Origin of the sequence: Paracoccus methylovorus (assembly GCF_016919705.1) — a bacterium.
GTDB lineage: Bacteria > Pseudomonadota > Alphaproteobacteria > Rhodobacterales > Rhodobacteraceae > Paracoccus > Paracoccus methylovorus.
This window is the reverse complement of the sequence record NZ_CP070368.1, coordinates 180,201-194,169: the sequence shown is the minus strand read 5'-3', so window position 1 is coordinate 194,169 and position 13,969 is coordinate 180,201. Positions and strand designations below refer to the sequence as shown.

The 13,969-nt window shown below is 62.6% G+C and carries 16 protein-coding genes; 4 read left to right on the top strand and 12 right to left on the bottom strand.

The annotated features are described in order from the left end of the window. Nucleotides 1–253: 253 nt before the first annotated feature. Both JWJ88_RS00940 and JWJ88_RS00935 read right to left on the bottom strand, forming a co-directional pair. Nucleotides 254–973, bottom strand: a complete 720-nt coding sequence (locus JWJ88_RS00940) for a response regulator (protein WP_205294255.1) — start codon at nucleotides 971–973, stop codon at nucleotides 254–256. Then, nucleotides 970–1,488, bottom strand: coding sequence for a MarR family winged helix-turn-helix transcriptional regulator (locus JWJ88_RS00935; RefSeq protein WP_205294254.1), 519 nt, complete (start codon nucleotides 1,486–1,488; stop codon nucleotides 970–972). Before JWJ88_RS00935 ends, JWJ88_RS00940 begins: the two co-directional genes overlap by 4 nt. A gap of 151 nt (nucleotides 1,489–1,639) precedes the next feature. Between JWJ88_RS00935 and JWJ88_RS00930 the strand changes: the two genes are divergently transcribed. Next, entirely contained in the window at nucleotides 1,640–2,509 is an 870-nt protein-coding gene (locus JWJ88_RS00930) for a branched-chain amino acid aminotransferase (RefSeq protein ID WP_205294253.1), read from the top strand. 66 nt (nucleotides 2,510–2,575) lie between these two features. Here JWJ88_RS00930 and JWJ88_RS00925 read toward each other — a convergent pair whose 3' ends face one another. The 8 genes from JWJ88_RS00925 to JWJ88_RS00890 form a co-directional block, all read right to left on the bottom strand. Continuing rightward, the gene (locus JWJ88_RS00925; RefSeq protein WP_205294252.1) at nucleotides 2,576–2,767 is read right to left on the bottom strand and encodes a hypothetical protein; all 192 of its coding nucleotides are present in this window, start codon (nucleotides 2,765–2,767) and stop codon (nucleotides 2,576–2,578) included. 77 nt (nucleotides 2,768–2,844) lie between these two features. After that, nucleotides 2,845–3,309 carry a PTS sugar transporter subunit IIA gene (locus JWJ88_RS00920; RefSeq protein WP_205294251.1) on the bottom strand — a complete coding sequence of 155 codons (465 nt, stop codon included), beginning with the start codon at nucleotides 3,307–3,309 and terminating at the stop codon, nucleotides 2,845–2,847. An 82-nt stretch (nucleotides 3,310–3,391) separates the two neighbouring features. After that, entirely contained in the window at nucleotides 3,392–3,967 is a 576-nt protein-coding gene (hpf, locus tag JWJ88_RS00915) for a ribosome hibernation-promoting factor, HPF/YfiA family (protein WP_205294250.1), read from the bottom strand. Between the two features lie 165 nt (nucleotides 3,968–4,132). Continuing rightward, nucleotides 4,133–4,867 (bottom strand): LPS export ABC transporter ATP-binding protein, encoded by a 735-nt coding sequence (gene lptB / locus JWJ88_RS00910; protein ID WP_205294249.1) that lies wholly within the window; start codon nucleotides 4,865–4,867, stop codon nucleotides 4,133–4,135. A 3-nt stretch (nucleotides 4,868–4,870) separates the two neighbouring features. Continuing rightward, a complete protein-coding gene (gene lptA, locus JWJ88_RS00905) occupies nucleotides 4,871–5,356 on the bottom strand; it encodes a lipopolysaccharide transport periplasmic protein LptA (protein WP_205294248.1) in 486 nt (161 codons plus the stop codon). A gap of 52 nt (nucleotides 5,357–5,408) precedes the next feature. After that, nucleotides 5,409–5,990: a hypothetical protein gene (locus JWJ88_RS00900; RefSeq protein WP_205294247.1), complete on the bottom strand. Its 582-nt coding sequence runs from the start codon at nucleotides 5,988–5,990 to the stop codon at nucleotides 5,409–5,411. Then, entirely contained in the window at nucleotides 5,991–6,938 is a 948-nt protein-coding gene (locus JWJ88_RS00895; protein WP_205294246.1) for a KpsF/GutQ family sugar-phosphate isomerase, read from the bottom strand. A 10-nt stretch (nucleotides 6,939–6,948) separates the two neighbouring features. Beyond that, nucleotides 6,949–7,563, bottom strand: coding sequence for a ribonuclease D (locus JWJ88_RS00890; RefSeq protein ID WP_205294245.1), 615 nt, complete (start codon nucleotides 7,561–7,563; stop codon nucleotides 6,949–6,951). A 245-nt stretch (nucleotides 7,564–7,808) separates the two neighbouring features. On the opposite strand from JWJ88_RS00890, the gene JWJ88_RS00885 reads away from it, so the two are divergent. From JWJ88_RS00885 to JWJ88_RS00875, 3 genes are all read left to right on the top strand, one after another. Next, entirely contained in the window at nucleotides 7,809–9,791 is a 1,983-nt protein-coding gene (locus tag JWJ88_RS00885; RefSeq protein WP_205294244.1) for a TonB-dependent receptor domain-containing protein, read from the top strand. Nucleotides 9,792–9,919: 128 nt separating this feature from the next. Then, nucleotides 9,920–10,177: a helix-turn-helix domain-containing protein gene (locus tag JWJ88_RS00880; RefSeq protein WP_205294243.1), complete on the top strand. Its 258-nt coding sequence runs from the start codon at nucleotides 9,920–9,922 to the stop codon at nucleotides 10,175–10,177. Nucleotides 10,178–10,244: 67 nt separating this feature from the next. After that, on the top strand, nucleotides 10,245–11,921 hold the full coding sequence (locus tag JWJ88_RS00875; RefSeq protein ID WP_205294242.1) for a SulP family inorganic anion transporter: 1,677 nt from the start codon (nucleotides 10,245–10,247) through the stop codon (nucleotides 11,919–11,921). Between the two features lie 127 nt (nucleotides 11,922–12,048). Here JWJ88_RS00875 and purU read toward each other — a convergent pair whose 3' ends face one another. Together purU and folD are read right to left on the bottom strand one after the other, a co-directional pair. Next, a complete protein-coding gene (gene purU, locus JWJ88_RS00870; RefSeq protein ID WP_205294241.1) occupies nucleotides 12,049–12,933 on the bottom strand; it encodes a formyltetrahydrofolate deformylase in 885 nt (294 codons plus the stop codon). A 116-nt stretch (nucleotides 12,934–13,049) separates the two neighbouring features. Then, nucleotides 13,050–13,940, bottom strand: a complete 891-nt coding sequence (folD, locus tag JWJ88_RS00865; RefSeq protein ID WP_205294240.1) for a bifunctional methylenetetrahydrofolate dehydrogenase/methenyltetrahydrofolate cyclohydrolase FolD — start codon at nucleotides 13,938–13,940, stop codon at nucleotides 13,050–13,052. Nucleotides 13,941–13,969 lie beyond the last annotated feature (29 nt).

Here is a 13,969-nt window from a genome sequence, read left to right as displayed (position 1 = left end):
GACCGAATTGGCTGCCTTCATCGAAAGCAGGATCATCATCGGCATGACTCACTGTGAACCGATCCATGAGATCGCCCACAACATCGCAGAGCATGTAACATTTACCCGCGGAACGCGCCAGTGCACAGGCGCCTCCGCCGAGTCCGAACCGGCATCTATCCGCGACTAGCATTCATCTGCCCTCCTTGGAGGCTGCGCCCCTGGCCGCAGCCGGGTCGCCAGCAGCAGCCAAGGCTGTGCAATGTTGGTCAGGTCAGTCGGGCACCAGCATGTAACCTGTGCCGCGCACGGTTTGCAGATAGCGCGGCTCCTTGGGGTCTGGCTCGATCTTACGGCGCAGACGGGTGATCTGCACGTCTATGGCGCGCTCAGAATTCTCGCCGGCCTCTTCCGGGGGACTGCGGCCCACGTCGTCGATCAGTGCGCTGCGGCTGACCGGCTGGCGCGGCGTATCGGCCAGACGTTTCAGCAGCGCCTGTTCGGTCCCCGTCAGGCGCAACGGCACATCGCCCTGCCACAACTCACCCTTGTCGGCATCATAGCGCAGATGCCCCAGCGACAGGAACTTGGGTCCCTTCGCTTCGGCTGCGGGGATGCGACGCAGGATGGCAGCGATGCGCAGCAAAAGCTCGCGCGGCTCGAAAGGTTTGGGCAGGTAGTCGTCGGCCCCACTTTCGAAACCCTCGATACGGTCGCCCGTCTCGCCCCTGGCCGTCAACAGCAGGATCGGCGTGCCCATCCGCTTGCGCAGATCGCGGGTCAGAGAGAACCCATCCTCACCCGGCATCATCACGTCAAGCACGATCAGGTCGAAATCCAACCCTTCCAGCAGGCGCCGGGCATGGGCGGCATCGCGCGCCGTCGTCACAAGGAAATCGTTGCGCATCAAAAAACGCCGCAGCAGGCTGCGGATGCGTTCGTCGTCATCGACGACCAGAATATGGGCCGCAGGCTGGGGGTCGTGCATGGTCATGATGCGTCCGGCAGTTCTTTCAGCGCACGATACTGGCGCAGCGTGTCGCGGTCCATCATCGCCTCAAGCACCTGCCGAAAGCCTGCCACCGCCTGCGGTCCGGCGGCACGATATGCGGCCCGCATCCGCGCGCGCTGCGCCTCGGACAGCCGGCGTTCCAACAAGGCGCCCTTGTCGGTCAGGTAAAGCTGCCGCTCGCGCCGGTCGCGGCGGCCGATGCGGTTTTCAACCAGCCCGTCCTCGATCAGGGTGCGCAGCACCCGGTTCAGCGACTGCTTGGTCACACCCAGCACATCCAGCAGCGCCGTCACCGTCAGGCCCGGCTCGCGATTGATGAAATGGATCGCCCGGTGGTGGGCGCGGCCATAGTTGAGTTCGGCCAGAATCAGGTCGGGATCGGCAGTGAAGGCGCGGTAGGCAAAGAACATCGCCTCGATCCCGCGGCGAAGCTGGTCGTCCGTCAGAAACAGCAGGCTTTCCCCGCCCGCCGGCGCGATGCTCACTTTGTTTTGCATGACCTTCCCTTCACTGCATGGCTCTTATTACGTCAGACTTGTTGACTTTCCAACCATGAATGGATAGCCCGGACCCCAAGTTGCGCAACTTTCTTTGCCAGACACCATCTGACAGCGCAACATTCCGAAACAGAACCGGCCGGAGGGAAGAATGGCGGGCGCATATGACGATCGTGATGGCAAAATCTGGATGGATGGCAAGTTGGTGGAGTGGCGCGACGCCAACGTCCATCTTCTGACCCACGCGCTGCACTATGCCAGTTCGGTATTCGAGGGCGAGCGGTGCTATAGCGGCAAGATCTTCAAGGGGCATGAGCATTCGCTACGGCTGATCGAATCGGCCCGGCTTCTGGACATGACCTCGCCCTACACCGCCGACGAAATCGACCGGGCCAAGGAAGAAGTGCTGAATGCCAACGGCTTTACGGATGCCTATGTCCGCGCCGTGATGTGGCGCGGCTCGGGCGAGGACATGGGCGTCTCTGCCCGCCGTAACCCGGTCCGCATGGCCGTCGCCGCCTGGGAATGGGGCAGCTATTACGGCGATGCGAAATGGCGGGGCGCCAAGCTGGACATCGCCAAGTGGAAGCGCCCCAGCCCCGAGACCATCCCCACCGCCGCCAAGGCCGCCGGGCTTTACATGATCTGCACCATGTCCAAGCATGCGGCTGAGGAAAAAGGCTGTTCGGACGCGCTGTTCATGGACTGGGAAGGTTATGTCGCCGAGGCCACCGGCGCCAATATCTTCTTCGTCAAGGATGGCGAGGTGCACACTCCGCTGGCCGACCGTTTCCTGAACGGCATCACCCGGCAGACGGTCATCCAGATGCTCAAGGACAACGGCGTTCCTGTTCATGAGCGCCGTATCAAGCCCGAAGAACTGGACGGCTTTCAGGAATGCTTCCTGACCGGCACTGCGGCTGAGGTCACCCCGGTCGGGCAGATCGGCGACTGGCATTTCCAGGTTGGCGACCACACCCGCAAGATCTCCGACGATTACGAAAAGCTGGTCCGTAGCTGATCGCAAGAAAAATGAAAACCGGCCGGGCAGCGATGCCCGGCCGGTTTCACATTGGTAAAGCGAGGATCAAATGCGATGACCGCGTTCGATCCGGGCGAATTCGACGGCGCGGCGATTCGCCGCCTCGCTACGGGCATGTGGCCGCATGCGCAGGGCGGCAATGGCCGGATGAAGGGCCGATTCGCGTTCCTGCCGCGTGTAATATTGCGTGCGGCGGGCACTGCTTTCGTGGCTGCGATCTGCAATATGTCTGGTCATTTCAGTTTTCCTCCCCCGGCGCGAGTATAGCGCAGATGCGGCCGCAGTTCACTCTTTTCCCGGTAGGGCCGATAGCCTTAGGCCGCTTTGATCCCCGGCGCCGCTGACAGCATCGCGTGCAGGGCCACAGGGTCCTCATTGGCACGCAGCTTGGACCGCAGATCCTGATCGCGCAGCGTGCGCGAAACCAGCGCCAGCGCCTTCAGGTGATCGACGCCCGAGCTTTTGGGGGCCAGCAGCGCAAAGATCAGGTCCACCGGCTGGCGGTCCACCGCATCGAAATCCAAAGGTTTTTCCAGCCGCAGGAACAGGCCGACCACATGGTCCAGCCCATGCAGCCGCGCATGGGGCAGCGCCACGCCATGGCCTACGCCGGTAGGGCCCAGGCTTTCGCGTTCCTGAAGCGCGTCCAGCGTCTGGGCGGCGTCCACGCCATAGACCGTCCGCGCCTGTTCGGCAATTTCCTGGAACAGTCGCTTCTTGCTGGTGGTCTGGCTCATCGTCCGCACGGCGGCGGGGGAGAGAATGTCGCTGATCTGCATATCGCCCGAAAATTGTCAGGTCCCGGCCGCGGGCTGCGCGGCCGGGACGTTTGGTTCAATAAGACTGTTCGTCTGCGTCAGTCTAGCCCAGATTGCGGGGGTCGATCCAGCCCACGTTGCCGTCCTCGCGGCGGTGGACGACGTTCACGCCCCCATGTTTCTCGTTGCGGAAGACCAGCAGCGGGCTGCCGGACAGTTCCATCTGCATCACCGCGTCGCCAACCGACAGGGTGGGCACGCGCGTTTCCATCTCGGCGATGATGATGGGTTGCAGGCCGTTTTCCTGCGTTTCCCATTCGTCCTCATCAGCGGCAAGGACATACATCCCCGCCTGCTCGAATTCAACCGGCTGGGTCCGATCCTTGTAGTGATCCTTGAGCCGGCGCTTATAGCGGCGAAGCTGCTTGTCCATCCGCTCGCGGCATTGCTCGAACGCCGCATAGATGTCGGTGGCCGCACCCTTGGCCTGGGCGGTCAGCCCGGTTGACAGGTGCACCACCGTGTCGCAGATGAATTCATGCGCGTTGCGGGAAAAGATGACCGTCGCGTCCGTCGGGCGCTGCGAATACTTGTCAACAGTAGCACCAAGTTCGGTCTTGACATGAGTTGAAAGCGCATCGCCCACATCGATCTGTTTTCCGCTGATCTGATAGCGCATGGTGGTCCGTCCTTTCGGTTGCCCGGTCTGGTCTTTCGCGGGCCTCGCGCAGGCTACCGCGTCCGGGTTTCTCAGGCCGGGCGTCCTGCCCGTCCATAACCTCATTTGGTGACAGCCCCGCCCCCGTGTCAACGGCTGCGCGCAAAGGATTTCCCATCCTTGTCTTCAGTTCATGCGGAAGGTTTCGCCCAGATAGACGCGGCGGACCTGCGGATCGGCGACGATCTCGGCCGTAGTGCCGGATTTCAACACATGGCCGTCGTGCAGGATATAGGCGCGATCCACGATTTCCAGCGTTTCGCGCACGTTGTGATCGGTGATCAACACCCCGATACCACGGCTTTTCAGGTCATGCACAAGGGCACGAATTTCGCCCACCGCGATCGGATCGACGCCGGCAAAAGGTTCATCCAGAAGCAGATAGCCGGGATTGGCTGCAAGGCAGCGGGCGATCTCGACCCGCCGCCGCTCCCCCCCCGACAGCGCCATGGCCGAGGCGGTGCGCAGATGGCCGATCGAGAAATCGCCCAGCAGCTCTTCAAGGCGCTCGCGGCGCTGATGGACATGCGGCTCGACCAGTTCCAGCACGGCCATGATGTTCTGCTCGACCGTCAGACCGCGAAAGATCGACATCTCTTGCGGCAGATAGCCGATGCCCATCTGGGCGCGGCGATACATCGGCAGCCGCGTGGCATCCTGACCGTCGATCAGCACCTGACCCGAATCAGGTGCGACAAGCCCGGCCACGCAGTAGAAACAGGTGGTCTTGCCCGAGCCGTTCGGACCAAGCAGCGCCACCACCTCTCCACGATCAAGATCCAGCGCCACGTCCCGGATCACCGGACGGTTGCGATAGGATTTGCGCAGGCCCTGAACCCGCAGCCCCTGTTCCCCGGCCATGCGTCAGTTCCCCGGCTGCAGCACACTGCGCACCCGCCCCGAGGCGTTGGCCGTACCGCTTTCCAGATTCACCGTGACCTTGTCGCCCGCCAGCACATTGCCCCCCTGCGTCAGAAGCACGTCGCCGGTCAGCACGATGGTGCCGGAGGAAACATCGTAATCGGCGGCTTGGGCTTCCGCCGCGTCCTCGCCGCTGGCCAGCGTCACGTTTCCTTCGGCACGCAGTGCGCTGATCCTGCGCTGGTCGCCCTCGGCATAGCTGACCGTCACCCGCTCGGCCGAAAGCCGCATCGCACCCTGCCCGATCAGCACATTGCCGGAAAAAGTCGCCTGCCCGGTCTTTTGATCCACCGTGAGCGAATCGGCCGTTACTTCGACGGGTTCCTTGATGTCTTGCGCGTTGCCGAAGCCCGTTCCCTGCCCCAGCGCCGGGCCCACCGCCAGCATAAGCGACAGGATCACGGGCAAAAGCGGTCCGGGCCGGATCATCGGATTTCCTTTCTGGCGCCTGAAGACCCTTTGCGCGGCGGGTGCCGCCGGGTCATGGGCGGTATATCAAGCGGACTCCGCCGCTCAAATCAAGAACATGATTGCCGCTGCCCTGCCCCGAGGGCCGTAATTCCATCCGTCCCGCCGTCAACTCGCCAAAGGGGGCGCGGACATTCACCTCGTCTTCGGAAATCACGCTGCCCTCGACGGTCGAGGCCAGAACCTCGGGCGCGGTCAGCACCCAGCCGTCGGCAGTGGTCATGCGCACCCCTTCGCCCAGCCGCACCTGCTGGCCCTGCAACGTGGCCATGCCGGCGCTGACGTCCGCCGCACGGCCATCCTGCCCGCGCAGGGTCATGCGCACCGCTTGCGCATGACCTTCGTCCTCTGGCCCACCGGGACGCGCCTCTGCAGCCGAGATGCTGAGTTGCGCGCCATCCCGGGTAACGCCGGCAAAGGTCGGGTTGGTCACCGCCTGCCGCTCGGCCAGTTCCAGCGGGTCCACATCGACATAGGGGATATTGGCTTCGGGGTCGGGCTTGCGGCCCAAAAGAAACAACACCGACAAAAGCGCCAGCGCCGAAAGCGGCAGGAGCACCCGTAGCCAGGCAACTATGCACGAGCGGGTCGTCACCTACACAAGCCCCGTCCGCAGGAAATCATGGATGTGGATCAGACCCGCCGGCACCCCGTCGGGGGTCACAACGAACAGGCTGGTGATGCGGCGCGCCTGCATTTCGGCAAGCGCGGCCTCGGCCAGCGCATCGGGGCCGATGGTGCGCGGATTCGCGGTCATCACCTCGGCTGCCGTATGATCCAGCAGACCCTGCATATGCCGGCGAAGGTCGCCATCGGTGATGATGCCGGTCAGCCGCCCCTGGGCATCGGTCACGCCAGTCACGCCAAAGCTTTTCTGGCTGATGGTCAGCAGCGCATCGGCCATGGGCGCGGTTTCGGCGACCAGCGGCATGTCCTGATGCATCAGATCGGCCACGCGCGACAGTTTCGCGCCCAGCTTGCCGCCGGGGTGGAAGGTGCGGAAATGTTCGGGCGTGAATTTGCGGTGCTCCATCAGCGCGACAGCCAGCGCATCACCCAACGCCATGGTCATGGTGGTCGAGGTGGTGGGCACAATCCCGGTGCCGCAAGCCTCGGGGGCCGCGGGCAGGACCAGCGCCACATCGGCCTGACGCAGCAGCGTCGATTGCGGACGCGCGGCAACGCCGATCAGCGGGATCTGGAACCGGCGGGTATGGGCAACGATGTCGGCAATCTCGGGCGTTTCCCCCGAATTGGACAGCACCAGCACCACGTCGCCTTGCGTGACCATACCCAGATCGCCATGGCTCGCCTCGGCGGGGTGGACGAACTGCGCCGGGGTTCCGGTCGAGGCCAGGGTGGCTGCGATCTTGCGTCCCACATGGCCGGACTTGCCCATGCCAGAGACGACCACCCGGCCGCGTGCCGCCAGAATGGTATCGACCGCGCGATCAAAACTGTCGCCAAGGCTGTCAGCCAACGCGGCGAGCCCCTCGGCTTCGGTGCGGATCACCCGGCGGGCGGTATCGAGATATGCGCTCATGACCCGCAACCTAGTGATGGAAGATGTCGTTTTCATCCCCCCAGCCCAGCAGGTCCAGATGGGCCCGGGCGGGAAGGAAATCGAAACAGGCCTGGGCCAGACCCAGCCGCCCCTCGCGCTCCAGCCGTTTTTCCAGCCCGGCTTTCAGCGCATGCAGATACAGCACGTCCGAGGCGGCATATTCCAGCTGCGCTTCGGACAGCTCTGCCGCGCCCCAGTCGCTGGTCTGCTGCTGCTTGGAAATATCGACGCCGACAACTTCCGAAAGCAGGTATTTCAGTCCGTGCCGGTCGGTAAAGGTGCGCACCATCTTCGACGCGATCTTGGTGCACCAGACCGGCTTGGTCACCACCCCAAAGGCGGCTTCCAGCGCGGCGATATCGAAACGGCCAAAGTGGAACAGCTTCAGCACAGCCGGATCGGTCAGCATCCGCATCAGGTTGGGCGCCTCGTGCTGGCCGCGGGCGATCTGCACCAGATGCGCATTGCCGTCGCCCGAGGAGAGTTGCACCAGACACAACCGGTCGCGGCGAGGGTCGAGCCCCATCGTCTCGGTATCAATGGCCACGACCGGACCCAGGTCCAGATCGTCCGGCAGGTCGTTTTGATAAAGATTGATGCTCATCTATGACTTCTCGGGCTGCGGGTCAGGCTTTGCTGTAACCCCATTACCCCTGTTTGCGCCAGCCCCGGCGGCAAGACTGGGCAGTCGCCGGCCTATCTTCGCGTCACTAAGGCGATGTGACGCGGGTACGCAACAGTTCCGAGAATATCAGTATCGAATTACCTATTCCCGAGTAAAATACTTGTGCATTCGGACTCCAAGTCTATAAATCGCATCACAGCTCTATACAGCCCAAGGCTATCACAATGAAAAGATACGGAATCATCGCTCTGGCGGGGGTGTCCTCGCTTGCTCTGACGACAGCACTCTACGCCCAGGACAACCAAAACACCGTGGTTCTGGACCCGATTACGCTGGTGTCCTCGGGACAAGAAAATGTCGAGGCGACAGGTGGCGTGTCCGTCACCCCCGAGGATATTCAAGCGATACAGCCGGCCGATGTGTCAGAACTGTTCTCGCGGAATTCGGCCATTACTGTTTCGGGCGGAGCAGGCCCCTCCAAGCGCATCCATGTGTTCGGCATGGAGCAATCGAACCTTGCCGTAACAGTAGATGGCGTGCCGCAGGGCGTTACCAGTTGGCACCACACCGGATCGAATGTGATCGATCCCGCCTTCCTCAGATCGGTCGAGGTCGAGGCCGGCGCCGCTGCTGCCGATGCAGGCTTCGGCGCCGCTGCAGGTGCTGTGCGCTATGAAACGGTCGGCGCGCGCGACCTGCTGACCGACGGCCGCAATCAGGGCGGCCGTGTCGGCCTGTCCTATGGCAGCAACGGTCGCGGCATCTCCGGCAGTCTTGCCGGTTTCGGTGTCTATGAGGGCTTCGACTGGTTTGCCATGGTCCATGGCGCCAACGGAGACAATTACGAAGCAGGAAACGGCCGCGAAATGCCCGGCACCGAGCCCGCGACCCGGGGGGTGCTCACCAAATTCGGTTATGAATTCGAAGGTCATCGGATCGAACTGGCCTACGAATACAACAAGGATAACACCGACCGCGTCATCAAGATGAATATGGATCTTGGTCAGACGGACGAGGTATTTCCATTGAATGTGACCCGCAACTCGGTCAGCCTCAAGTATACGGCTGTCTCGCCTACCGATAACTGGGATCCCGAGGCAATGGTCTATTTCGCGCGCAATGGGTACTGGCGCCCGAACTATGCCGCGATACCTCCCCGCCTGACCAATGGCGATATGGACCTGGAATCCTCGACCGTCGGAGGGGTGATGAAGAACACCTTCACACTGGATCAGGGCCGGATCACCGCCGGGGTGGACTGGGCATATAACGACTATCGTGTCGACAATTTCGGCGACGCGGGGCTGGGCGTCTGGACGCTGGAGACCATGCAGATCGGCGCCTTCGTGCAGGGCCGGTTCGAGTTCGATAACGGCATCGACCTGTCCACGGGCATTCGGGTGGATCATCACCGCTTCACCGATTGGCACAACAATCGCTTTACCGACACAGGTGCCAGCGTAAACGGGACGGCCTCTTATGAATTCTCTGAAGGATACGAGGTTTTTGCAGGGGCCTCGCATACCTGGCTTGGCTATCAGGTCGGGGAATACGGCTTGCTGCATGCGCGGGACGAAAGCTTTACGACCAACCCCGATTACCGGCCTGCCGAGGCATCCAACATCAAGGTCGGCCTGAACGCGAACCAAGGCAACTGGACCGGCAACCTGACCTATTTCGACACCAAGCTGAAAGGTCTGGGCGAATACAATACAACCGTTGGCTATCTTGAGAATGCGGACGACTATCGCAGCAAAGGCTTTACGATGCAGGCTGCCTATAGCTGGGGCACAGGCCGGATCGGCGGCTCGTTCACCAAGGCGGACGTGACTCAGAACGGCACCAACGTCCTTCCGCAGGGTGGGACCGTCATGCCAGTCGGTGAACTGGCCACGCTGTTCATCGATCAGGAAATCCCGCAATATAACCTGAAGGTCGGCGGCACCATCGAATGGGCCGGCAAGCTTTCGACCGCAGAGATGCAGGAAGCCGGTTTCGCAGCCCACGATTCCTACACCGTAGTCAACCTTTACGGCGAATGGCGGCCACAGAACTACAAAAACATCGCTGTTCAGCTGAACGTCAACAACCTCTTCGATGAAGCCTATTACGAACGTTCAAGCTATGTTCAGGGCGGTCCGCGCGATGTGGACCCTCTTTGGGCTCCGGGTCGCACGGTCACGCTTGGCGTCAAGATGGACTTCTGATCCACCGCATCTGAAACTTAAAGGCCCTTTCCCAGGGCCTTTTTGTCCATTCTCAACTCCGAATAATGATATTTGAAGTATCATAATCACTATGATAGCCATGCATTATCAATGACTGGAAATCACCCATGCTGACCTCGGCCCAGATGCGCGCGGCGCGTGCGCTGCTTGGCATCGACCAGAAGCGACTGGCAGAAATGTCCGGCCTGTCGGTTCCGACGATCCAGCGCATGGAGGCAAGCGACGGCAATGTCCGCGGTGTGGTCGAAAGCCTGGCCCGCGTGGTCGAGGCGCTGGAGGCCGCAGGCATCGAGCTGATCGGCGAAGGCGTCGTCAGCAACTCGGGCGGACGTGGCGTCCGGCTGAAATCCGGTCCCAAGACGTAATCGCGACGGCGAGCGCCGACGAAAGCCGACGATCCCGCCGCCCCCTTTCACGAAGGTGCGGCCACAGATGAACCAGCAGCCGATCGCAGCGCCCGGATTTGCGCCGCTGTTTACCCCCAAACTGATTACCGTCCTGCGTGAAGGCTATGGCGTCGCGCAGTTGCGCGCCGATGCGGTTGCCGGCCTGACCGTCGCCATCGTGGCCTTGCCACTGTCGATGGCTATCGCCATCGCCTCGGGCGCCTCGCCTGCGCAGGGGCTGTATACGGCGATCATCGGCGGCTTCCTCGTCTCGGCTCTTGGCGGCTCGCGCTATCAGGTCGGCGGGCCGGCGGGGGCGTTCATCGTGCTGGTCGCGGGCATCGTCGCACAACACGGCATGTCCGGACTGATCCTGGCAACCTTCATGTCGGGTATGCTGATGATCGCCATCGGTCTGCTACGGCTGGGCACATTCATCAAGTTTATCCCGTTTCCGGTGACGATCGGCTTTACCGCCGGCATCGCCGTCATCATCTTCACCAGCCAGATCAAAGAGATCCTCGGCCTGACACTGGCGGATGAACCGGGCGAGTTGATCGAAAAGATCCCCGCCCTCTGGCACGCCCGCGCCAGCCTGTCCCCGGCCGCCCTGGGGATCGCGCTGGGGACCATTGCGGTGATCCTGGGGCTAAAGCGCGTCCGACCGCATTGGCCGGGCATGTTGATCGCCGTGACACTGGCCGCAGGTTTCATCGCCGCGACCGGGGCGGATGTCGCAACCATCGGCAGCCGGTTCGGCGGCATCCCCTCGACCCTGCCCGCCCCGGCCCTGCCGGAGTTTTCGGTCGCGAAGGCGATGACGCTTTTGCCTGCGGCCATCTCGCTGACACTGCTTGGCTCTATCGAATCGCTGCTGTCTGCCGTGGTCGCGGATGGCATGACCGGCCGTCGTCACCGCTCGAACTGCGAACTGGTGGCGCAGGGCGTGGCCAATATAGGCTCGGCGCTGTTCGGAGGCATTTGCGTCACCGGCACCATCGCGCGCACCGCCACCAATGTGCGATCCGGCGCGCACGGACCCGTCGCGGGAATGCTGCATGCGCTGTTCCTGCTGGTCTTCATGCTGGCCGCCGCGCCGCTTGCCTCGTACATTCCGCTGGCCGCGCTGGCCGGGGTGCTGGCAGTCGTATCATGGAACATGATCGAAAAGCCCGCCATCGCGATCCTCTTGCGCTCAGGCTGGGGAGAGGCGGCGGTGCTGACAGTCACCTTCCTGCTCACCATCTTCCGCGACCTGACCGAAGCCATCGTCGTGGGACTGGCGCTCGGTTCGGTGCTGTTCATCCAGCGCATGAGCCAGGCTGTCGGGGTCGAGGCCAACACGCCGCTGGTCGGCGCCGATATGGCGGACAGCGACCACCTGCGGCCTGACCAGCCGCAGCCGCGCGATGTCGTGGTCTATCGCATCTCGGGCGCGCTGTTCTTTGGCGCCACGGCTTCGATCGGCTCGGTGCTGGACCGTATTCAGGACGGGTTCCGCGTGCTGGTGGTGGATTTCAGCGCCGTGCCCTTTCTGGATTCGACCGGCGCGCATATGATCGAGGGGCTGGCGCACAAGGCCCAACGCCGCGGTGTGGAACTGTGGCTGACCGGCTCCAGCCGTGACATACGCCGCGCATTGCTCGCACACGGGTTGCGCCGCCCATTGGTGCGCTATGCGCCCACGGTGGACGAGGCGCTGCGTCGGCGGCGGGTTTCCTGACGGGTTTTGCCTGGACTCTCCGCCCTTGCGTTGACTTTACCCTTTCCTGCCTCCGGCGGGGATATTTTGCCACGGAAGAGTTCAACCCATTGTGAAAGGGCGACCCGATGGTCGCCCCGCACCGTTTTTATCCCATGCGTTCGCTGGCATAGCTTCCGGGGGATGCTGGAAAGACGACGGTCTTGTTGCCGTTCAGAAACACCCGGCGATGGATATGGGCGTGAATGGCGCGGGCCAGCACCTGGCTTTCCACATCGCGGCCAAGGCTGACATAATCCTCGGGAGATTGGGCATGGGTCACACGGATGATGTCCTGCTCGATGATCGGGCCCTCGTCCAAGTCGGCGGTGACGTAATGCGAGGTCGCGCCGATCAGCTTCACCCCGCGCTCATAGGCCTGCTTGTAGGGGTTGGCGCCCTTGAACGACGGCAGGAATGAATGATGGATATTGATGATCCGCCCAGACATCTTGCGGCAAAGCTCGTCCGACAGCACCTGCATATAGCGTGCCAGCACCACCAACTCGGCCCCCGAATCCTCGACCACTGCCGTCAGCTGCGCCTCGGCCTGGGGCTTGTTCGCCTTGGTGACCTTGATACAATGGAACGGAATGTCGTGGTTCACCACCACCTTCTGGTAGTCCATGTGGTTCGAGATCACCGCCACGATATCGATCGGCAAGGCGCCAATGCGCCAGCGATAAAGCAGGTCGTTCAGACAATGGCCAAAGCGGCTGACCATGATCACGACCTTCATTTTCGAGGATTCGTCATGAATGGCGTATTGCATATCGAAGGGCTTGGCCGGGCCCGCCAGACCTTCGCGCAGCTCTTCCAGCCCCACCCCTTGTTCCGAGATAAAGCTGACGCGCATGAAGAATTGGCCCGTCTCGGTATCGTCGAACTGCGAGCTGTCGGTAATGTTGCAGCCATGCTCGGCCAGAAAGCCGGCCACTGTAGCGACGATACCGCGCGTCGAGGGACAGGCGACCGTCAGCGTATATTTCTTCATCTGGCTCTCCACTGATAGGGCAAGGCCCTGTTATTCTTCCGTGTGCAAAATATCCCGGGGGGAGCGTTTTGCGGGCCCCATCAGGGGCGCGCAAGGCGCGGGGGGCAGAGCCCCCGTCAGGCAGCCAGCCCCTCTGGCTCGGGCAGCCCACCGGCCCGGCAACAGGCAGTCAGGGTATTGGCCAGAAGGCAGGCGATGGTCATCGGCCCGACCCCGCCCGGCACCGGCGTAATGGCGCCCGCGACCTGAACGGCGCTGTCGAAATCCACGTCGCCGACCAGTCTGTTGCGGCCACCCTCCTCGATGCGATTGATACCGACGTCGATCACCGTGGCGCCCGGCTTGATCCAGTTGCCGGGGATCATCCGCGGCCGGCCGACGGCGGCGACCAGGATATCGGCGCGGCGGCAGACCCCGGCCAGATCGCGGGTACGCGAATGGGCAATGGTCACGGTGCAGCTTTCATTCAGAAGCAGCTGCGCCATCGGCTTGCCGACGATATTGCTGCGCCCGACCACGACCGCGTTCAGACCGGAAAGCTCGCCCAACTGCTCCCGCAGCATCATCAGGCAACCCAGCGGAGTGCAGGGCACCATGGATTTCTGCCCCGTACCCAAAAGACCGACGTTGAGAATATGGAACCCATCCACGTCCTTGGCAGGATCAATGGCGTTAAGCACCGCCTCGGCATTCACATGTGTGGGCAGCGGCAGTTGCACCAGAATGCCATGCACGGCCGGATCGGCATTCAGCCGCGTGATCAGCGCCAGCAGATCGGCCTCGGAGGTCGCTGCCGGCAGCTTATGCTCCCAAGAGTTCATGCCAGCCTCACGGGTCTGGATGCCCTTGTTACGTACATAAACCTGCGATGCCGGATCCTCGCCTACCAGCACCACCGCCAGACCGGGCGTCACCCCGTGCTCTGCCTGCAGCCGCTTAACCGCAGCCGCAACACGACCACGCAACTGTCCCGCAAAAGCCTTGCCGTCGATGATCCTTGCCCCCATAGGCCCTATCTCCTTCGCATTCCGCATTC